The organism is Helicobacter jaachi, assembly GCF_000763135.2.
Taxonomy (GTDB): Bacteria; Campylobacterota; Campylobacteria; order Campylobacterales; family Helicobacteraceae; genus Helicobacter_C; species Helicobacter_C jaachi.
In genome coordinates this window covers 641,988-661,590 of record NZ_JRPR02000001.1, presented here as the reverse complement: position 1 = coordinate 661,590, position 19,603 = coordinate 641,988, and the positions used below count along the sequence as shown (strand labels likewise).

Annotated in this window: 19 protein-coding genes; 6 read left to right on the top strand and 13 right to left on the bottom strand. The window is 41.5% G+C overall.

Features of this window, described 5'->3' with window-relative positions; translation table 11 throughout:
• Positions 1-9: 9 nt before the first annotated feature.
• From LS71_RS03385 to LS71_RS03365, 5 genes are read right to left on the bottom strand one after another with little or no spacing between them, the layout of a single operon-like run.
• Positions 10-480 carry a low molecular weight protein-tyrosine-phosphatase gene (locus tag LS71_RS03385; RefSeq protein WP_034354992.1) on the bottom strand — a complete coding sequence of 157 codons (471 nt, stop codon included), beginning with the start codon at positions 478-480 and terminating at the stop codon, positions 10-12.
• Entirely contained in the window at positions 477-1,739 is a 1,263-nt protein-coding gene (gene mqnF, locus LS71_RS03380) for an aminofutalosine deaminase family hydrolase (RefSeq protein WP_034354989.1), read from the bottom strand. Before mqnF ends, LS71_RS03385 begins: the two co-directional genes overlap by 4 nt.
• 10 nt (positions 1,740-1,749) lie before the next feature.
• Positions 1,750-2,562, bottom strand: a complete 813-nt coding sequence (gene mscS / locus LS71_RS03375) for a small-conductance mechanosensitive channel MscS (RefSeq protein WP_034354986.1) — start codon at positions 2,560-2,562, stop codon at positions 1,750-1,752.
• Between the two features lies 1 nt (position 2,563).
• Positions 2,564-3,943: a metal-dependent hydrolase gene (locus LS71_RS03370; RefSeq protein WP_034354983.1), complete on the bottom strand. Its 1,380-nt coding sequence runs from the start codon at positions 3,941-3,943 to the stop codon at positions 2,564-2,566.
• A gap of 31 nt (positions 3,944-3,974) precedes the next feature.
• Complete coding sequence (locus tag LS71_RS03365; RefSeq protein ID WP_238700290.1) at positions 3,975-4,667, bottom strand: cytochrome c biogenesis CcdA family protein; 693 nt, start codon at positions 4,665-4,667, stop codon at positions 3,975-3,977.
• A gap of 150 nt (positions 4,668-4,817) precedes the next feature.
• Between LS71_RS03365 and LS71_RS03360 the strand changes: the two genes are divergently transcribed.
• Complete coding sequence (locus LS71_RS03360) at positions 4,818-6,419, top strand: DEAD/DEAH box helicase (RefSeq protein WP_052058039.1); 1,602 nt, start codon at positions 4,818-4,820, stop codon at positions 6,417-6,419.
• Positions 6,419-6,997, top strand: a complete 579-nt coding sequence (locus LS71_RS03355; RefSeq protein ID WP_238700288.1) for a hypothetical protein — start codon at positions 6,419-6,421, stop codon at positions 6,995-6,997. The genes LS71_RS03360 and LS71_RS03355 overlap by 1 nt, the downstream gene beginning before the upstream one ends.
• Positions 6,998-7,164: 167 nt before the next feature.
• On the opposite strand, the gene LS71_RS03350 is transcribed toward LS71_RS03355, so the two are convergent.
• From LS71_RS03350 to mqnP, 8 genes are all read right to left on the bottom strand, one after another.
• A complete protein-coding gene (locus LS71_RS03350; protein ID WP_052058037.1) occupies positions 7,165-8,019 on the bottom strand; it encodes an MnmC family methyltransferase in 855 nt (284 codons plus the stop codon).
• The gene (locus LS71_RS03345) at positions 8,019-10,058 is read right to left on the bottom strand and encodes an LTA synthase family protein (protein WP_238700287.1); all 2,040 of its coding nucleotides are present in this window, start codon (positions 10,056-10,058) and stop codon (positions 8,019-8,021) included. The genes LS71_RS03350 and LS71_RS03345 overlap by 1 nt, the downstream gene beginning before the upstream one ends.
• A complete protein-coding gene (locus LS71_RS03340; protein WP_034356971.1) occupies positions 10,039-10,839 on the bottom strand; it encodes a hypothetical protein in 801 nt (266 codons plus the stop codon). The genes LS71_RS03345 and LS71_RS03340 overlap by 20 nt, the downstream gene beginning before the upstream one ends.
• On the bottom strand, positions 10,836-11,870 hold the full coding sequence (locus LS71_RS03335) for a sialidase family protein (protein ID WP_238700286.1): 1,035 nt from the start codon (positions 11,868-11,870) through the stop codon (positions 10,836-10,838). Before LS71_RS03335 ends, LS71_RS03340 begins: the two co-directional genes overlap by 4 nt.
• A 310-nt stretch (positions 11,871-12,180) precedes the next feature.
• Positions 12,181-13,365 (bottom strand): pyridoxal phosphate-dependent aminotransferase, encoded by a 1,185-nt coding sequence (locus tag LS71_RS03330; protein WP_034354300.1) that lies wholly within the window; start codon positions 13,363-13,365, stop codon positions 12,181-12,183.
• 59 nt (positions 13,366-13,424) lie between these two features.
• On the bottom strand, positions 13,425-13,952 hold the full coding sequence (locus tag LS71_RS03325) for a hypothetical protein (RefSeq protein ID WP_034354303.1): 528 nt from the start codon (positions 13,950-13,952) through the stop codon (positions 13,425-13,427).
• Between the two features lie 2 nt (positions 13,953-13,954).
• Positions 13,955-14,515, bottom strand: coding sequence for a hypothetical protein (locus LS71_RS03320; protein ID WP_034354306.1), 561 nt, complete (start codon positions 14,513-14,515; stop codon positions 13,955-13,957).
• Positions 14,505-15,401 (bottom strand): menaquinone biosynthesis prenyltransferase MqnP, encoded by an 897-nt coding sequence (gene mqnP / locus LS71_RS03315; RefSeq protein WP_034354307.1) that lies wholly within the window; start codon positions 15,399-15,401, stop codon positions 14,505-14,507. The genes LS71_RS03320 and mqnP overlap by 11 nt, the downstream gene beginning before the upstream one ends.
• Before the next feature lie 199 nt (positions 15,402-15,600).
• Between mqnP and LS71_RS03310 the strand changes: the two genes are divergently transcribed.
• From LS71_RS03310 to LS71_RS03295, 4 genes are read left to right on the top strand one after another with little or no spacing between them, the layout of a single operon-like run.
• Complete coding sequence (locus LS71_RS03310; protein WP_052057981.1) at positions 15,601-16,230, top strand: CvpA family protein; 630 nt, start codon at positions 15,601-15,603, stop codon at positions 16,228-16,230.
• A gap of 10 nt (positions 16,231-16,240) precedes the next feature.
• A complete protein-coding gene (gene lysS, locus LS71_RS03305) occupies positions 16,241-17,785 on the top strand; it encodes a lysine--tRNA ligase (protein ID WP_034354310.1) in 1,545 nt (514 codons plus the stop codon).
• Positions 17,785-19,035, top strand: a complete 1,251-nt coding sequence (locus LS71_RS03300; protein WP_034354313.1) for a serine hydroxymethyltransferase — start codon at positions 17,785-17,787, stop codon at positions 19,033-19,035. The genes lysS and LS71_RS03300 overlap by 1 nt, the downstream gene beginning before the upstream one ends.
• Positions 19,036-19,045: 10 nt before the next feature.
• A complete protein-coding gene (locus tag LS71_RS03295; RefSeq protein ID WP_034354316.1) occupies positions 19,046-19,591 on the top strand; it encodes a DUF1882 domain-containing protein in 546 nt (181 codons plus the stop codon).
• Positions 19,592-19,603: the final 12 nt, after the last annotated feature.

The following is a 19,603-nucleotide window of genomic DNA, read 5'->3' as shown; positions in this document are numbered from 1 at the left end:
TATATCCTTTTATTTAGATTCTATCACAGGATAGTGCGTTGATAATAAATTATACACGCAAAGTTCTATCATTTCATACACGCGCTCAAAGCCTGCTTTATCCTTATACGCGTAAGGGTCAGGCACATCTGCGCCCTTTAGCCCAAAATCGCCTAGCTTTTTTACCTTTTTCTTATCAAAGCCAAGTTTGAGCAAATCCGCGTAATTATGGCTGTCAAGGGCGATGAGCAAATCAAAGCTATCATCGGCATACACGCTTATGCGCCTGCCTTTTAAATCATCAATGCTAAATCCATGCTCCTTTGCCACCATACGCGAGCCCTCACATGGCGGCTCATCAATGTGCCAACCACTTGTGCCTGCAGAATCTACCCTTAGTGTAAGATTATGCTGCCTTATAATATGCCGCGCTAAGCCCTCCGCAAGCGGGGAGCGACAAATATTGCCTAAACATACAAATAAAATACTTTGAGGTATCATAACACCGCCTTTGCGTTGATATAAAGATGTGCGGGGCGTTTAGCATGCAGGATAAAATGCAGGGGTGATTGATTAGCATGCTGCTGTGTGGGAATAAAAAGTGGCTGCTCAAATTCAAATAGTGCAAAATCCACACTCCTCCCCGCCATAAGCACGCCATTATGCAGTCCTAAAGCTCTAGCTCCATGCGCAGTGGCGCGCAAAATAAGCCTTTTGGCTAGTGCTAAAATATCCTCTGTGGGGTAAGCCTGCAGGCTTGCGCGCAGCTCATCAAGCAAATTTAGATTATTATTTGAGCTTTTGCCATCTGTGCCAATGGCGATATTTATATGCTCTATGTTGAGGGGCAAAAAGGTATTATTAAGCAGGCGATTGCTGCGTGGGCAAGTAATGATTGAGGCATTAAGCGCGCGCATTTGTGTATACTCCTCCTCCTTTGCATACAGGCAATGCGTGAGAGACAAAGGATTATGAGCAAGGGGGGATAGCATATCTAAAAAGCTTTGGGGGGAATAGAGCGCTTTTGGATTTTCTATGTGGGCAAGTTTTTGGAAAAATCCCCTAAAATAGCCGCTACTATGCAGCAGCCACTCTCTTTCATGGTGAGATTCTAAAAAATGCGCCGATAGGGCTAAATGCTCGCTTGCGGCTATGTCTATAAATTTTTGCGCAAGCAGTGGGTGAAGTGAATAGGGCGAATGCAGCGCAAGGGCTGGCGTGAATGTGCTTGAACGCAATGCTTTAGAGGCTTCAAATCGCTCAAAAGTGTGCGCATAGAGCGCATCGAGCGCACCTGCATTGCTGCCTATGGCTTCATTAAAATACACCACACGCAGAGGACTTTGCACAAGCAAAGCCATATCATACCCATAACTACTCACCGCGCCTACACTACCCACACCGCACGCTATCTGCTCTTGCACACTTTCATGAATTATAGAATCTAAATGTGCGATGTTTAAAATATGCTCGCGATTTGCCATAAGGCTATCAAGCCACTTGCCAAAATCCCCATAGCAAAATTGCGCTAAATGCGCGCCAAACTCAAAATGCACATGCGCATTAATGAGTGCGGGCAGCAAAACACCTTGTGGAAAAAAATGCATTTGTGCGTGCGGGTAGCGTGCGCATAAAGCCTTATACTCCCCTACTTCTAAGATTCTATCCGCGCCCTTTTCAAAGGCAATACCACCATTGTGGATAATGCTAAATGCTTCATCGCATATAAATACCTGCCCAGCGCCCCAAATCTCTATCACCTTTGCGCTCCTAAGCCTTTATGAGACTTACATCAAGCCTATTGTATGGAATCTCGATATGATGCTCATCAAAGCTTTTTTTAATAGATTCTAACACCTTACTTTGCGCGTTTATAGTGCCATATTCTAGTTTTATCCAAAAGCGCAGAGTAAAATTAAGCGAGCTAGCGCCAAGTTCGGTAAGCCCGATAAAATAAGGCTGGCTCAAATCCACTTCGGGCGTGCTTTTCAAAATATCAGCAATAATTTGCTTAACAGATTCTATATCGCTCTCATACCCCACGCCGATAATAAGCTCTATGCGCTGCTGGTCGTTATATGTGGTATTAATGATATTAGCAGTTGCCATATTGCTATTTGGGATAATGGCAAACTTCCCATCTCTTAAGCGGATATTAGTTGTAAAGAGATTGATGCCCTCCACCTGCCCAATAAGCCCACTGACTTCGATTAAATCCCCCTGCTTAAAAGGACGACGCACGATTAAGATAATCCCACTTGCCACTGATGAGAGCGAATCTTTAAGCCCAAGCGCGATAGCCACACCTGCGGTGCTTAAAACAGCAATAATAGAATTTGTCTGCACGCCAATAGTGCCAAGCGCGGCAATAATCACCACAATAATAGCCACCACAAAAATGACTTGAGAAATAAAGCGCGCAAGAATCTCATCTTTTTTCCCCACAGCCACACACACCTTTTTACTCACAAAGCGCGCCACATAATAGCCCAAAACAATAATGAGCAAGGCTTTTAAAATCGCTACGCCTAAAGCCTCAAAATGCGGCAAATACCCCAAAATATAACTCTTAATATCTTGCATTTTACTCCTTTTGCGCTAAGTGGATTCTATCGCAGCTAAAAAATGCCTCAATTTTAGCGTGCAATATCTGCTGATTATAGGGTGAAAAATTATCTTGCAGCACAAATGATATGTCAGGATTTACGATAATAAACTCCGCGATTTTGCCCTCATCTAGCGCGCCTTTATTGAGATTTAGAATCTGTGCGGGATTGTAGCTTGTTAGGCGTGAGATAAACTCTAGCGGGATATTATGAGCCTTGTGCAAATAAGTGTAGAGCAGTGAAAAATACACCTCAAGCGCATCTATGCCAAAGCTTGCTAGCTCAAAAACTTGGTCTTTTTTGGCATTAAAATCCGCGCACTGCAGGCTTGTGAGCGTGTGAATGCTGCCATTTTGTAATAAATTTATGAGTGTGTTTTGAGAAGCTTTATCTACAAGCGGGGGATTAAGCTTAGCAGCGGTGTTGTAGTTATCACACAAGCTCTCATCAAGGGCTAAATGGTGGATAGAAGTTTGGGTAAAAAATTGTGCTTTAAAAGATGGCGGCAAGCGGTTATAGTCATTATGCGCATTTGTGGCAAATTTTGTGCTAGATTCTGTATGTGTAGCGTTTGCAGATTCTATATTTTTTGCAGATTCTGTATTTATAGAATCTGGCGCGTTAATGCTCCACGCATTTATAGAATCTAGCCCATAAGCGCGCGATAAAATCTCAAAACTACGCGGATACACTAGCGTGTCAAAAACAAGCTTAATAGGCAGTGGGAAAAGCATTTCAGCAACTTTTGCCACTTCTTTGGTTTGGCTATATGCCGGGATTGAGGGAAGCCCAAGAGAGGCACTTAGAAGCCCCTCATTCATTACACCATCGCTCACATCTCTATCTTGACAAAAGCAAATAAGCGGAATATCAAGCATTTGCGCATATTGCGCAATCCGCATAAGCGTGTGCGCGGGCGTATCGCTAAAGGCAAAAATCGCCCTAGCCCCGCTTGCGTGCAGTGTGCTAATATCACTTAGCTTGCCCTGCGCATTTAGCGGGCTAATGGCGGGTAGCAGGTGAATGGGCGATTGCGCATTGAGGCTTTTAATCAACTCAATGGAGCCATTTTCACTACAAGAGGGCGAAGTGTGCGGATAGAGCAGCATACTCCCTACGCCACCTTTGAGGGCTTTGCCTGCTAGAGAGAGCAGCGATTTGCGTGAGAGAGAGAGGCTTTTTGGCGCGATATTTAAATCAATCATAGCAGGCAGCAGCACTCTCCCACCCACCTCAAAGACTTGCTCATTTGGATACGCACTCAAATGCCCAATATGCGTAATAATCCCATCTTGCACGCGCACATCACCCATTTTTGTGCCACGATAATCGCAAAGCGCGGCATTTTTAAACAGCATATTGCCCTCCTTTTTTCATATTTTATAGAATCTACATAAGCAAAAAATCAGTTTTTTGCATCATAATAAGCACGCCAATAACGATTAAAAGCACCCCAGCAATCATTTCTATAAGCCTTAGGAAAGGCGTGAGTTTTTTTAACCACCGCAAGCTTACATCAATAAATATAGCCACTAGTAAAAACGCCAGCCCAAGCCCCGCACAATAGCACAGCATAAGCCACAGCGCATTTGTGGGATTAAAAACAGAGAGTGTAAGGATTGAGGCTAGAATGGGTCCCACGCATGGACTCCAGCCAATGCTAAAGCTAATGCCTAGCACAAATGGCGCTAGAGCGCCAAAACGTGTGTGATTAAGCCTAAATTGCGCGTGTTTATATAAAAATTGCCATTGAAAGTGAAATAAAAAATGTAGCCCAAAAATAATCACTATTCCCCCTGCAACATAGCGCACCCATGCTAATGAAAATAGCTCCCCAAGCATAGAGGAAGCAAAAATCCCAAGCGTGATAAATACTAGACAAAATCCAGCGATAAAAAGCAGTGAAGTGCCTATAATGCGATATTTGTGGCGATGGTGCAATTCATTAATACCCACACCTGAAATATAAGAGATATAAGGGGGAATGAGCGGCAAAATACAAGGGCTTAAAAATGTGAGAATCCCCGCTAAAAAGCTTGCCGCAAAGGGCATAGTGGCGTAAAGTTGCAAAAGCCTATCCAAAATTTTACCTTAGAATTTAAGTTTGAAGTCTAAATATTATACCTAAGTGCCATTATATTTTTATAAATTTTAATGAGCAAAAAATGCAAATTTTGTTATAATCGCGCCTTTAACTTCGCTTAAACTTAAGCATAACAAAGGTAATTTATTATGGATAATCAATCACAATCCCCAGATTCTCACCAAAACACACATAAGACAGATTCAGAATCTACACAACTAAAACCCCAAAAAGAGCTAGCAGATTCTAAAAAGCCAGATTCTAAGCAAGAGGGCTTTGAGGTATTTAAACTTAAAGACTTTGTGCTAAAGGGCATTAAAGAGGCAGGATTTACCACGCCTAGCCCTGTGCAAGCCCAAAGCATTCCAGCTATTTTGCAAGGCAAAGATTTAATCGCGCAAGCCCAAACAGGCACAGGCAAGACAGCGGCATTTGTCATTCCTATCCTTAATGGGCTAAGCCGCAATAAAGATATTGAAGCGCTTATCATTACGCCCACGCGCGAGCTTACTATGCAAATTAGTGAAGAGATTTTAAAACTTGGGCGATATGGGCGTATCAAAACGATTTGTATGTATGGTGGGCAGAGTATCAAACGCCAATGCGATTTATTAGAAAAAAAGCCAAAAATTATGGTAGCTACGCCGGGCAGACTCCTAGACCATTTACAAAATGGGCGACTTGAGCATTTCTCACCGCGCGTAGTGGTGCTTGATGAGAGCGATGAAATGCTTGATATGGGCTTTTTAGATGATATTGAAGAGATTTTTAAATTCTTGCCAAACACGCGTCAAACGCTGCTTTTTTCCGCCACCATGCCAGAGCCTATTAAGCAGCTTGCTATGCGTATTTTAGACAAACCCACATTTGTGAAAATCACGCCCACAGATGTAACCAACAAAGACATAGAGCAGCAGTATTACATCATCAATGAGGGCGAGCGTGATGAAGCCATTGTGCGCCTCATTGAGACGCAAAACCCCACAAAGAGCATTATTTTTACGCGTATGAAAAAAGAAGCCGATGCGCTAGCTACGCGCCTTGTTAATCGCGGCTTTAAGGCTATGGCGCTGCATGGGGATATGGAGCAGTGGGATAGGCGAGAGGCGATTAAGGCTTTTAAAGAAAAAAGGATAGAAATTTTAGTGGCTACTGATGTGGCATCGCGCGGGCTAGACATTAGCGATGTAAGCCATGTATTTAATTACCACATACCGCTTAATCCTGAAAGCTATGTGCATCGTATCGGTAGAACAGGGCGCGCGGGCAAAAAGGGCGTGGCTATCACGCTGGCTACGCCGCTTGAGTATAAGGATTTAAGTAAAATTAAGCAAATCACGCAGGCTAAGCTCACTCTTTGTGAAATTGCACAAGAATATAGCGGCGATTTATTCTCTCAAGAGCTTTCCCGCACGAAAGTAAGCGATAAATCTGTAGCAATTTACGAAAAGCTTAAAGATAAAATTGATACCACGCAGCTTTGCTTAAAACTCATTTCACTCTATCTGGAGAAAAATAATAATTTTAAGATTGGATTAAGCAAAGAACAAATCGCCAAGCTCGAAGAAGAACATCAAAGCGATAAATCAAATAAAAAACCCGCTAAAACCTCAAGCAAAAATGCAAGCAGACACGATAAACACGATAGAAATGCTAGGTATGACAAAAATGACAGAGCTAAACACAACAAGAAAAAGCGGTATGATGATATCGATAGAAGCCAGCCATACACGGGGAGTATTTGGGGTTAATGAGATTTCTAAGAGGGATTTTGTATAGCGGGCTTATAAGCCTTGTAAGCTATGGATTTGATTTTGCTCCAGCAGGTGTAGCTCCTAGCAATAATAGCTTTGGCAGCTTTAGCATTGGTGGCGTGCATACTACTATCACTAATGCAAAAATGCAGCATTATAAAAATGAGCGCAGTGCGGTGTTATTTGGGCTAAAACGGGGCGTGATGTTTGGAGAGAGCCAAAATGTGCTATTAAATGCTTATATCGATGGCAGGGCAGGCTCAGAGCATAAAAATGGGCTATATGGCATATCTTTTGGCGCGCAAGTGGGTTATCGGCTCTTTAATGGGCGCATTATTGCCCTTGTAGGAGGTGGGCTAGAGATGAATAATCTTGCAATGCCTCAAAGTAGCGAGCAGTATAATATATATGGCGGCACTGCGCGCGTGGAATTGTTTTTTGACATCGCGCAAGGCTATGGCATAAGCGTGGGCTATATGCGCGGCTTTAGGGAGAAAAGCAAGAAAATACATGCACAAAGATTTGAGAGTGAAAGCATTATGATTACATTGAGTTTTTATGATTTTAGCATTTAGATTCTATCATGTCCGCACTTGTTGCGTTTATGCGCCGTGCGGTCTTACAATTTCACGGCAGAGCCGCGAATTTGCGCCCTCAAAGTATAAAGTTATAGCTTAGGCTAAAGCTAATCTATCAACTTAGTTTTTGAGGTGAGATTCTATAATTTTCTCACAAAATACAGCTATGATAGAATCTGTCTTGTTTGCTTTAAAGCCAATGGGGCTTTGCTCATAAGGCTGCCTGCGCGGACAAGTTTAGCACCATAATCATACACATAAAGTCCGGCATTAAGTGCATTTGTGCGTATGGCTTTGCTTTGTGAATAAGTAGTGATAATGCCCTGTGTATGCAGCAAGCGCGCAAGAGAGCAAAAATATGCCTCACTCCACAGCGTGGGATTTTTCTTGGGACTAAATGCATCTTGATACACGATATGAAACGCTCCCTGCGGCAAATGCGCCAAAAGCTTAAGCGCATCTGCTTTATAAATGTGCAGCCTAAACTCCATATTCTTCGCCCTGCTTTCATACGCGCTTAGCTCCCCATAGGGTGCAGATTCTAAAAAATGCAAAATCTTATCTTTGTCTTTAAAATCCTCTATTAGCGCAGGGTAGGAAAATGTGCGTAGTCTTGTAAAGATACTCTCATCAAGCTCAGGCGAGTAGATTTCTACCCTACCACTAAAGCCATTTTGTGCGAGTGTTGCCAAAAGTGCTAGGCTGTTGTAGCCCAAGCCAAAGCAAATATCAAGCACATAAAGGGGAGTGCTAAGATTTAGAGCATTTATAGAATCTAATGCGCCACAATCAAGTGCGCGCAGAGAATCTCCACACATAGAATCTGCCCTGCTAGATTCTGTAGCAGATTCTGTATTTATAGAATCTAGCGCACAAATATGCTCCAATGAGGGATATATATGCTTATGGAGTGTTTCGCTAAGCGCGCCATCTTTAAGACTATGGTAGCATTCATCAAATGCGCTATTATACGCGCTTAGGCTTCCATCGCTACTCTCGCGTAACCAGTTGCGCGACACTATGGCGTATCCCTCACTTCATAGCCATTTTTGAGAATCCACCAACTAAGCGCTGTAGCCTGCTGTAGCCTTTTATACAGTGATTTAGCAAGCTCTTTATCATTATGCTGCGCTGTGCCTTCATGAAAATACTCAATCACGCCCTCTCCGTCATACACAAATCTATCTGTAGCCACACTAAAGTAGCCTAGCGCGCTATTTTTTTCATTAAGCGCCATATTATCATTGCTCACTAAAGGTTCGCCAAAGCTATGATACACATAATCATGGGGCGCGATAAGCTCAATTACACTAGGCGCAATATCAATATGCGAGCCGATATTGGCAATTTTTTTAAGCTCAAGCACAGGTGAATACAAAATGAAAGGCACGCTATTGCGCGTTTTTAGCGAAGCGTTAGGATACTCTCTATCATAATGGTCGCCAGTAATCACAAAAAGCGAGTTTGGCAGCACGCGCGAGACATCTTGAATAAAGCGCGTGATAACCTTATCGGCATACCAAATATGCCCCATAAGTCGCTCGCCTTTTTCACCATAGCGTGGATTATGCGCTAGAAAATCCCTAATCTGCTCTAATGGCACGCCAAATTGCTCTAATGGCACATCATAAGGTGGGTGATTAGAAGTAGTGAGAATCATATTAAAACTTGGCGCGTTGCGCTCTTTGAAGACATTATCTCGCACCAGGGCAAAAAGATGATGGTCATACGCTCCCCATAATCCTTCATAGGGCGAGGGATAGCCATTAAATTTAGCATTATTAATAATGTGCGTGCTGTAGTAAATCTGCTCAAAGCCCTGTGAGGCAGTGTATTGGTCAAGCTTTTGCCAAATACCGCTGCCGCCATAGTAAAAATTAGTCCTATAGCCTAGATTTTGCATAATTGCGCCTGTGGAAGTGATGAAAGGCTCTAACGTGCCGATGACTGAATTCACAGGGATTTCTGTTTGAAAAAGCCCGGTGAGATGAATATCCATACTTTTAATCGTAGAGCCAGCATTTTCTAAAAACACGCCAATTTTTGCGCCATGATTATCCTGCAAAAGCGATTTAAGTCCAGCACTTAAGCCAATACCATCAAACTCCTCATCAAAATACCATTCACTTAAACTCTCTGCTACGATATAAAACACATAATCAATGCGCTTGCCTGCGGTATTGCTCACCTTTTTGGCAAGCAAATCTTTAAGATTATAACTCTGCGCTTTAGAATCTAGCCCAAAATACTCCTCCACCACTTCGGTGGGACGCTGCTCAATATAGTCACTAAAGTGGGAATTTGAGATTTTCGCATAGCCGCGATACACCAAATATAAGTCACGAAATGCCCCGGGTGAAGCCTTGCGTAAAAAGTTATTTTCAACAGGCTTAATGACTTGGTCTAAACTCACGCCCTTAAAACTAAAAGCAGAATTAATACATATCATCATAAAAAGTGCAAAAATCACAAACAAAATAATAGAGGACAGCGGAGATTCCCTATGTGTGCGGCGGATTGAATGAAAACTATTGCGCTCATACTCGCGCGATATGGCATTAAATGTTTTTGTATAAAGCCACATAAATACAAAACTAAGTAGTAGCCACGCTATGATTTTAAAGCTAATGCCATACTGCCCGCTTATACCTGTGTGGAAAATCGCCCTTTGGTCATCAAAAATAAGCCCCAGCAAATTGGCATTAAACACATCATCAAAGATTTCATAAAAAACCATTTCAGCAATGCCTATAAAAAGGCTCAAAACCACCACTAAAAGCGCATAAATCCACAGCACAAACCAACGAAATTTTGTCCAAAAGAATATAAGTCCTAGCACAAAATATGTAATGCTTAAACCTGCGATATAGCGGCAATCATAGCGCAAGCCATTAAAAAATGCGCCAAAATACTCGCTCCACCTTGCCTCACCTATGGCGCCATTATACACGCCACTATAAAGCACAAAGCAAAGTTTTAATACAAAAAAAAGTAAAAATAAAAATAGGGCAAAAATAATTGATTTAATTAAGAGCTTCTCAAGCCACTTTCTCTCCATTCTTTCCTCCGTAGTAAAATCTCACAAGCACCCCACCAAACCTTAGTATTGCTGCGATAATGCACCCTATCCACAAAAATGGGTCAATGCAATAGTTAAAAATATTCATATCACCTAGAATCTTAAGCCCATACGCGAGCATACAAATAAGCAGCAAAAAGCCACTGCGCGCGCATAGAATATAGGAGAAAATGGATAAAATAGACAAAACAAAAAGCTGCATTTTAAACCCTAAATGGTAAATATCGACAAAATAGCCTAAAAATCCCATATAAAGCACTAGCCCAAAGCCAATCCACACATACTGCACACGCGGAGGGAAAAATGGCGTATATAGCGCGGAATATAGCCAAGCAGGGTGCGTGGCGCTAGATTCTATAATGTTAGATTCTATAACGCTAGATGTTATTGCGCGAGATTTTGGATTATAAGATTTTATCGTGCTAGATTCTGTGTGTTTAGATTCTATTATGCAATTTTGTGAGCTACTTACGCGCACTATGGACATTGCACATACAAAACGCGCAAGATAAATGCCACTTAAAAGTATGAGTATAAAACTTGGCGTATCAAACAAAGCATACATATAGCCACACAAACTTACATAAAAACTACTAGATGTAGCAAATATGCCAGATATAGGCGCATTAAATAAAATAAGCCACGCTAACATACCTCCTAGAACATAGCGTAATTTACACCTTAAAAGCCACTTATGTAAGCACCACACTATACCAGCTAGCACCGCTAGATTAATCCCCATACACACTATGAAGCTCATTTATTATCCTTGCTAGATTCTATATTTTTAGAATCTATATGCGCTATAAGCTTACTTTTTGGCACAAACGCCACGCGGATAAATTTGCGCCCATAAGTATAAGCAATACTCACAAACTCCCCTCCTATGGTCTCTCCCATACTTTCCATTCCTACGGCTACGCTTGGATAAGACACCTCACTATATGGCAAATTATCAAGCATAAAAAGTGCTTTAAAATGCACTATAGAATCTGATAGGCTTACTTTATCTAACCTATACAACCAGAGCTCTTCGCGTTTATTGCCTTGCGCGCTAGAGGGTTTATTATGCAATAAAAATATAGAATCTTGCATACTAAAAAGCACTGATGAGCTGTCATAATTTTTAAGATTACTAGGCTTTGTAACGCACTCGCTCCCGCATATACTTACAAAAAGTGTGTTGTCATACATTTTATAAGTGCGATAAATGCCAATACTTGTATGCGCGCTAAGTGGAACAAAGCTAGGCTGCAAAAGGGCAGTCATTTGAGTAGGGCGCATGATAGAATCTAGCTTTAATTGTGGGCTAAACGTAAGCAAAAGCGGATATTTGCGCGCTAGCTCATGGTAAATAGGCAAAATAAAGCCTCCCTCATTTGTGAGCATAGCAGGCGTGCGCACAAGGTGGGAGATATTTAAAAATGGGCTTATATGCAATGCTTTCACATAGTGCAAAGTGTGCAAATCTTTTCTATCCAGCATAAGCCAATAAATCCTGCTAGTCGCCCAGCCACCCATACTCACGCCTACGACAAATATATGCGCCCTGCCTTGCGTATCCATAAAGGTAATGGGATTACCTAATTTTTTAATAAATACTCCGCTCATTTGTGAGAGACTATCTGCGTCTAAAAGGCGGTGTGGCTCACTCCAAGTGCCAAAATTGCGCCCATCTTGCTTAGATGGCGTAAAAAAACTTTGATAAATACCCACATCTCTAGCCCCCTCCTTGCTACCGCCAAAATATAAAAGCATAAAGCTTGCTGCACTTATGCTTGAAATATCCACTATTGCGCTTGCATGCGCAGAGGCTTGCGTATTTTTAATATCAAAATAAATGATATTTTCTATGCTTTTAGAATCTAGATTCTGTGTAGGATTATGCGGGGGGGGGGGTGAAGTGAGAATTATAGGAATCTAGCGGGATTAGAGTGAGTTTATTAAAGTCAAGCTCTGCTTTTGGTGCAGTGTTACTCAAATAAAGATAGCCTATACACAAACAAAGCGCTAGGGCAAAAACTCCATGTCCTCTCATAAAATCTAGCACTTGTTTATCTTACTTTTACAACTTCTCTTAAATCCCACAAAAAGCAAACTCTCACAAAAGCGTTTTGACAAATTGTGAAATACGCGCCACACCCTCTTCTAGCTGCTCCAAAGAGCAAGCAAATGATAAGCGCACAAAGCCCTCCATTCCAAACGCACAACCGGGCACGAGCGCTACGCCTTGCGATGTGAGCAAGTCTTTGCATAATTTCATAGAATCTGCGCCATATTGAGGAAGCTGGGAGATATTAATAAATAAATAAAACGCGCCTTGTGGCTGGCGCACATTCAAAAATTGTATATTATTAATCGCATCACTTGCAAAGCGCATACGCTCTTCAAACGCGCTGCGCATATCCTCAATATCACTATCTGCCTCACCCTTTAGGGCTACAATAGAGGCTTTTTGCGTGATAGAATTGATATTTGAGGTGCATTGACTTTGCAAATTATCCATAAATTTGACAAGCTTTTTATCCTTACAAGCAAGATAGCCCATACGCCAACCTGTCATCGCCACTGCCTTGCTTAAACCATTGATTGTAATAGTGCGCTGTAGCATATCCTCGCTAATAGCGCCCGCTGATGTGAATTTCACACCATAGATGAGCTTTTCATACATTTCATCGCTTATCACCCAAATATCTGTATCTTTAAGCACATCTGCAAGAGCCTGCAGCTCTTCTTTAGTATAAACCATACCTGTGGGATTTGAGGGAGTGTTTAGCACAAATATTTTTGTTTTATTGCTGATAGCATCTTTAAGCTGCTTTGGTGTGATTTTAAAATCACTCATCTCCGTTGTTTGCACTATTACAGGCTTCCCACCGCTAAAAGTTACAAGCTCTGGGTAAGTAACCCAATATGGAGCTGGGATAATCACCTCATCGCCCTTATTCACAAGCGCTTGAAAGGTGTTGAAAAGGCTATGTTTTGCTCCATTGCTCACTAGAATTTCATTTCTTTCATAATGCAAGGCATTTTCGCGAGATAATTTATCCTTTATAGAATCAAGCAGCTCTGGGATACCTGCCACAGGCGTATATTTAGTAAATCCACTCTTTAATGCCCTAATAGCTTCATCTTTAATCACTTCTGGCGTGTCAAAATCAGGCTCGCCCGCAGAAAAATTAAGCACATCTTGCCCTTTAGCTTTTAGCTCCTTAGCTAGCGTGCTAATAGCGATAGTTGTAGATTCTTGTAGTAGCTCAACCCTTTTTGCATAAACTCTCCTCATACCCTCTCCTTAAGTTGATTTATGTATTGATTGCGCATATCATAGCTATGTGCTGCAAACTATTCTTTAATATCTGCAAGTTTAAGCGTGAATTCAATCTCGCCTTTGCTTAAGCGCATTTCTTTAGCAATGGCATCAATGCTCCACCCATCGCGAAACATACTAATGATGCGCTTTTCATCAATATTAGTGCTTGAAGTGGGGAAATAGCCAAATTCGCGGATTTTTTCTTCTAGGCTCACTAGCTTTTCCTCCACATAATCGCGCTCTTTATTCATATTTGCCTCTAAAATCTCCACTTGCCGATACACGCCAACTAGCGCATTATTTACCGCGTCTATGCTTTCTGTTTTGATTTTGGTATTAAGGGCGGTGGAGCTAAGCTGATTTTCAAGCTCACTATCCTTTATCCATTTATGAATCTTAAAAATCTCGCTGTTAATATCCTCTACACCCTTTTCAAAACGCCTAATACGCTTTAATAAATCCAAATTGCGCGTATAGCTAAAAAAGGCAATCAAGCACACAATACCTATGGAAATAAGCGAAAATATCATACCCATGCTGCTCATTGAAATACCAAACATATCTACTCCTTTGGCAAACTTTTAGAATCTAAAATCATTGAACGCTCCATTTGTGCCACAAAACTATCAAAATCCTCCATATCGCTTTGATGAATATGCTCAAAAACCACTATTTGCGCATCAATAGCGCGCGCAAAAATACCAATATAGCGCTGCGGAAACACAGGCAAAAATACGCGCAAATAATATTTCTGCCCCTCTGTAAAAGCCGTGCTTGGCACACAAATCACACTATGCCCTATAGAATCTGCGATACATTCATGCTCTAGCGGCACATACTGCTTAGCGCGATTATAGAGGATTTGCTCGATATTTTCTACCTTTTGATACAGCTCTACAAGCAATTCTAGCAGCACTTCATCGGTATCTTCTGTGCGATTTTTGGATTTATTTTTATTAAGCCATTGCGTGATTGAGCCATAGCGGTGCTGGGAGAGTGAGACATATTCTTTTTTAAATACAGGCTCATTGGCTGCAGTAAGCATAGAAAAGCTCACTTGCAATTCTGCTGGCACAATGCGTGTATGAATATTATGCGCTTGCAAAATCTGTTTAATATCCATACATCGCCTTTATAGAATCTAGCAAAACGCACGCAAAAAACATAATGCCCAAATAGCCATTAGTTACAAAAAATGCTTTGGGGATATGTTTAAGATGTATTTTTACTAAATATTGCTCATAGCAGAGCATAAAGGCTGATAATATAACGCCTAGCCATGCAAGGAAGCCTAAATTTGCCACATCTACAAAAGCTACCCAAAATCCCACCGCCGCAATATGGCACAAACGCGAAATCCACAATGTCGCATTTACCCCAAAATACGCCGGGATAGAGTGCAAATTATTGCGCTTATCAAACTCCATATCCTGCAATGAGTAAAGTAAATCAAAGCCCGCTACCCAAAATAGCACTCCAATAGATAAAAGCACACTCCATAGCGTAATCTCTCCCATAATGGCAATCACTCCAGCCAATGGAGCTAGCCCCAAACACACGCCAAGCACCCAATGCGCAAGTGCGCTAAAGCGCTTCATATAAGAATATAGTGCTAAAATCAATAAAAATGGCACGCTCAAATAAAATGCAAGGCTATTAATAAGATAGGACACAAGCACAAAGGCTAGCGCGTTACACACATTAAACATAACTAAAGCCGCAAGGCTAATGCGCCCATCAACGCTTGGGCGAGTATTTGTGCGTGCATTAGCCTTGTCAATGTCCCTATCTTTCAAGCGATTAAAGCCCATAGCAAAATTTCTAGCACTCACCAAAGCCAACGCGCAAAGCGCTAATGTCTCCCAGCCGCACCACACGCTGCCTTGCTTTTGCATACTAGCTACCACCATGGCAATAAGAATAAAACTGCTTGAAAAAATCGTATGTTCAAACGCGACAAGCTCGCTAAAATTTTTAATCTGTCTGCTTAATGCGTGTAAAAAATTCATTTTCACCCCATTTTTATCAATCCCTAAGCCTGCTATCAACCCCGTTAATGAAAATAATAAATTTTTAAGGCTAAAAACGCGTGATTGTAAAATACCTTACCAAAAAATAAGCTAAAACTATTGTAAAATAACGCAAAATCGTTTAATATATCGACTTTTAAAAGCTTGCATTTTTACCACATATCTTAAAAGGATACAAATGGACAAACTAAGCTATATTGATATTGGTATTTTAGTCTTACTACTTTTACTTTCCATAAAAGGCATTTGGCAGGGCATTATACGCGGCTTGGCAAGTTTTTTAGGCATTTTGCTAGGTATATTTTTTGCCTCTAGATTCTATAATAATGTCGGTGAGTGGTTTGCGCGCAGCATTTATGATTTAGGCTCTTTGGAGCTTAATGCGCTGGTGGGCTTTCTTATTCTCATCACACTCATTTGGGCTTTGTGTCTGTTTATTGGAGAGATTGTTTTTCGTATGGTGAAATTCACGCCTTTAGCAGTGGTTGATAGTGCTTTGGGCTTACTTTTTGGATTCTGTAAATCATTTTTGCTCATTTCTATTATCGTTTTTGGTATCTCACAAATTGGCTGGCTTAAAAATTTCTCGCAAAATATCGAGCAAAATAGCTCCATATTTCCTTTGATGAAAAGCCTTGCTGTGCGCATTATGAACCTGCAGCAAGTCCAAGAAGCGCAAGAAAATCTAAACACGCTAGGCACGCAGATTCTAAATAATAATGAGCTACAAGATGGGCTTAATAACACTTTAGGTGAGCCAACACAGAATCTAGCTCCAGATTCTCACACTTCACAATCTCCACAATAGAGGTAGGCTAATGTTTTCAAACTTTTATATCCAGCAACGCATTAAAAAAATGGAGCTTATGCGCCAAGAGGGGCTTAATCCCTACACGAACGCCATAAAACGCACCATAAGCAATAAAAATTTTTTGCATAAATATGAGCATCTAAAATCCCTCCCGCAAGAAAGTGAGCCTGCGCAAAATGAGCGAGTTATAGAATCTATCACCGGGCGCGTGCGCTTTATCCGCCTTATGGGCAAAGCGTGCTTTATTAAAATCCAAGATGAGAGCGCCACACTCCAAGCATATATTTCCAAAAATGATGTAAGCGAGGATTTTGCATACATTAAAAAAATCCTTGAAGTGGGGGATATTGTTAATGTAAGCGGATATGCCTTTGTGACTAAAACGGGCGAGTTAAGCATTCACGCACTACATTTTAGCATTCTTACTAAATCCATTGTGCCACTGCCTGAAAAATTTCATGGGCTAAGTGATGTTGAACTGCGCTATCGCCAACGCTATGTGGATTTAATCGTAAATGAAAAAGTCAAAGAAACCTTTAAACTCCGCTCTCAAATTATTGCCTGTGTGCGCCGTTTTTTTGAGCAAAAGGGCTTTTTGGAGGTGGAGACGCCTATGCTGCACCCCATTCCGGGTGGAGCAAATGCGCGCCCATTTATCACACACCATAATGCGCTTAATGTACAGCGGTATTTGCGCATTGCTCCAGAGCTGTATCTTAAGCGGCTGATTGTGGGTGGATTTGAGGCTATTTTTGAGCTTAATCGCAATTTTCGCAATGAGGGCATGGACCACTCGCATAATCCTGAATTTAGTATGATTGAATTTTATTGGGCGTATAAGACTTATGAAGATTTAATCACACTCACCAAAGAACTTTTTGCTTATCTACTTGAAAGCTTGCATTTACCGCAGATTCTAAACTTTAATGATATGCAAATTGATTTTAGCAAATGGCAGATTCTAAGCTTTACAGATGCGCTTGTGCAAATTGGCGGATTAGATAAAGACATTGTAAAAGATAAGGATAAACTCCTTGCATTCCTTGAAAGTAAGCACATAAAAGTAGAAAATGCCCTAAGCTATGGCAAGCTTTTAGCACAAGCCTTTGATGAATTTGTAGAGAGTAAGCTTATTAATCCCACCTTTATCACACAATATCCCATTGAGATTAGCCCATTAGCTAGGCGCAATGATGAGAATCCAGACATTGCAGATAGATTTGAGCTTTTTATCGGAGGGAAAGAAATTGCTAATGGCTTTAGCGAACTAAATGACCCGCTAGACCAGCTAGAGCGATTTAAAGCCCAAGTAGCGGAGAAAGAAAAGGGCGATTTAGAAGCACAATATATGGACGAAGATTATGTATGGGCATTAGCGTATGGAATGCCGCCCACTGCGGGGGAAGGCATAGGGATTGACCGCTTAATTATGCTCTTAAGTGATGCAAAAACGATTAAAGATGTAATTTTATTCCCTGCATTAAAGCCAACTAAGCCAAATTTTGATATAATGGCCGCTCAAGACTCACCACAAACACACAAGGAGAAGTAATGGATTACGCGATGAAAGAGCGAGATTATGAAATATTTGAGCTTATAGTAAAAGAGCTTGAGCGACAAAATGACCATTTGGAGATGATTGCTAGCGAAAACTTTACTTTTCCAAGCGTGATGGAAGCTATGGGCAGCATTTTGACAAATAAATATGCGGAGGGCTATCCATTCAGGCGCTATTATGGCGGCTGTGAATTTGTGGATAAAATAGAGGAGATTGCTATTAATCGCGCCAAAAAGCTCTTTGGTGCGCAGTTTGCCAATGTGCAGCCGCATTCAGGCTCACAAGCTAATGCAGCAGTGTATGCGGCTATCTTAAAGCCTTATGATAAAATTTTAGGTATGGATTTAAGCCATGGCGGGCATCTCACACATGGGGCAAAGGTAAGCACATCAGGGCAGTTGTATCAAAGCTTTTTCTATGGCGTGGAGCTTGATGGGCGCATTGATTATGATAAACTTGCCCTCCAAGCCCAAGTTGTAAAGCCAAATGTGCTAGTGTGCGGCTTTTCAGCCTATACGCGTGAGCTTGATTTTAAGAGATTGCGCGAGATTGCAGATTCTGTAGGGGCTTATCTTATGGGTGATATCGCTCATGTGGCAGGACTTGTAGTCGCAGGCGAGTATCCTAATCCTTTCCCACATTGCCATATTGTTACCACCACTACACACAAGACTTTGAGAGGGCCTAGAGGGGGTATTATTCTTAGTAACGATGAGGAGCTTGCTACTAAAATCAATAAGGCTGTGTTCCCCGGCATTCAAGGCGGTCCGCTTATGCATGTTATCGCAGGCAAGGCGATTGGTTTTAAAGAAAATCTTAAACCAGAGTGGAAAGATTATGCCAAACAAATTAAAGCTAATATCCAAACCCTTGCCAAAGTGCTTGTAAAGCGAGGCTACAACCTTGTGAGCGGTGGGAGTGATAATCACCTTGTGCTTATGAGCTTTCTGCATAATGATTTTAGCGGCAAAGATGCGGATTTAGCACTTGGGAATGCAGGCATTACGGTAAATAAAAATACCGTTCCAGGTGAGACACGCTCGCCCTTTGTTACAAGCGGGATTCGCATTGGCTCGCCTGCGCTTACTTCGCGCGGTATGAAAGAAAAGGAGTTTGAGTGGATTGGGGGACGCATAGCGGATATACTTGATGATATTAACAATACTGACTTGCAAGCCAAAATTAAATCACAAATTAAAGATTTTGCTAAAGATTTTAGAATCTATGAGCGACCAATATATTAGGGGGTAAGTCGTGACAGAAATGGACCTCAAGCTGATTAAGATGGATACATCGCACTACTATCAGCGTATTAGCGGGCTGGGGACAAAAGTAAATCATATGGGGAGGATTCTCTATGATAAATATGAGAGAGTTGATGCAATGCTTACTTCTACCCTTATCAATAAGCACTTTCGCAAGGAAATAGCCATCGCGCATTCTTTGCTACTTAGCAAAGGCACAAAGGTAGAAAATATTGTCTTTGATTACAATGGACGAAATCCTGAAAGATTCTATCACCGCGCGCAGTTACTTCTGCGCGATGAGGGGTTTTTAAACTTCACAGCGTTTTGCTCTAAAACGCCCGGACATCTGCATTTGTATGTGCATAAAGGGCATACGGAGATAAATGAGGGCAAGCGCTTAGTCAAAATGCTCTCCATGAAGTTAGCCCAGCATTGCCCAAAAGAATGGAGAGTATTCCCAAATGATGAGCTTCCAGCCAATTTTAATATACTAGCCTTGCCCTACGATGTGTATGCAAAAGAGCGCGGCGCGTCGTGGGCAAGATATATGTAACCAAATATAAAG

Excerpts from the sequence above, each read along its gene's own strand:
- LS71_RS03325 (WP_034354303.1), bottom strand. The coding sequence starts at position 13,952 with ATGTTTGGTATTTCAATGAGCAGCATGGGTATGATATTTTCGCTTATT.
- LS71_RS03345 (WP_238700287.1), bottom strand. The coding sequence starts at position 10,058 with ATGGAGAGAAAGTGGCTTGAGAAGCTCTTAATTAAATCAATTATTTTT.
- mscS (WP_034354986.1), bottom strand. The coding sequence starts at position 2,562 with ATGCAAGATATTAAGAGTTATATTTTGGGGTATTTGCCGCATTTTGAG.
- LS71_RS03355 (WP_238700288.1), top strand. The coding sequence starts at position 6,419 with ATGAGATTTCTAAGAGGGATTTTGTATAGCGGGCTTATAAGCCTTGTA.
- LS71_RS03330 (WP_034354300.1), bottom strand. The coding sequence starts at position 13,365 with ATGAGGAGAGTTTATGCAAAAAGGGTTGAGCTACTACAAGAATCTACA.
- LS71_RS03385 (WP_034354992.1), bottom strand. The coding sequence starts at position 480 with ATGATACCTCAAAGTATTTTATTTGTATGTTTAGGCAATATTTGTCGC.
- LS71_RS03360 (WP_052058039.1), top strand. The coding sequence starts at position 4,818 with ATGGATAATCAATCACAATCCCCAGATTCTCACCAAAACACACATAAG.
- LS71_RS03310 (WP_052057981.1), top strand. The coding sequence starts at position 15,601 with ATGGACAAACTAAGCTATATTGATATTGGTATTTTAGTCTTACTACTT.
- lysS (WP_034354310.1), top strand. The coding sequence starts at position 16,241 with ATGTTTTCAAACTTTTATATCCAGCAACGCATTAAAAAAATGGAGCTT.
- LS71_RS03370 (WP_034354983.1), bottom strand. The coding sequence starts at position 3,943 with ATGCTGTTTAAAAATGCCGCGCTTTGCGATTATCGTGGCACAAAAATG.
- LS71_RS03300 (WP_034354313.1), top strand. The coding sequence starts at position 17,785 with ATGGATTACGCGATGAAAGAGCGAGATTATGAAATATTTGAGCTTATA.
- mqnP (WP_034354307.1), bottom strand. The coding sequence starts at position 15,401 with ATGAATTTTTTACACGCATTAAGCAGACAGATTAAAAATTTTAGCGAG.
- LS71_RS03340 (WP_034356971.1), bottom strand. The coding sequence starts at position 10,839 with ATGAGCTTCATAGTGTGTATGGGGATTAATCTAGCGGTGCTAGCTGGT.
- LS71_RS03320 (WP_034354306.1), bottom strand. The coding sequence starts at position 14,515 with ATGGATATTAAACAGATTTTGCAAGCGCATAATATTCATACACGCATT.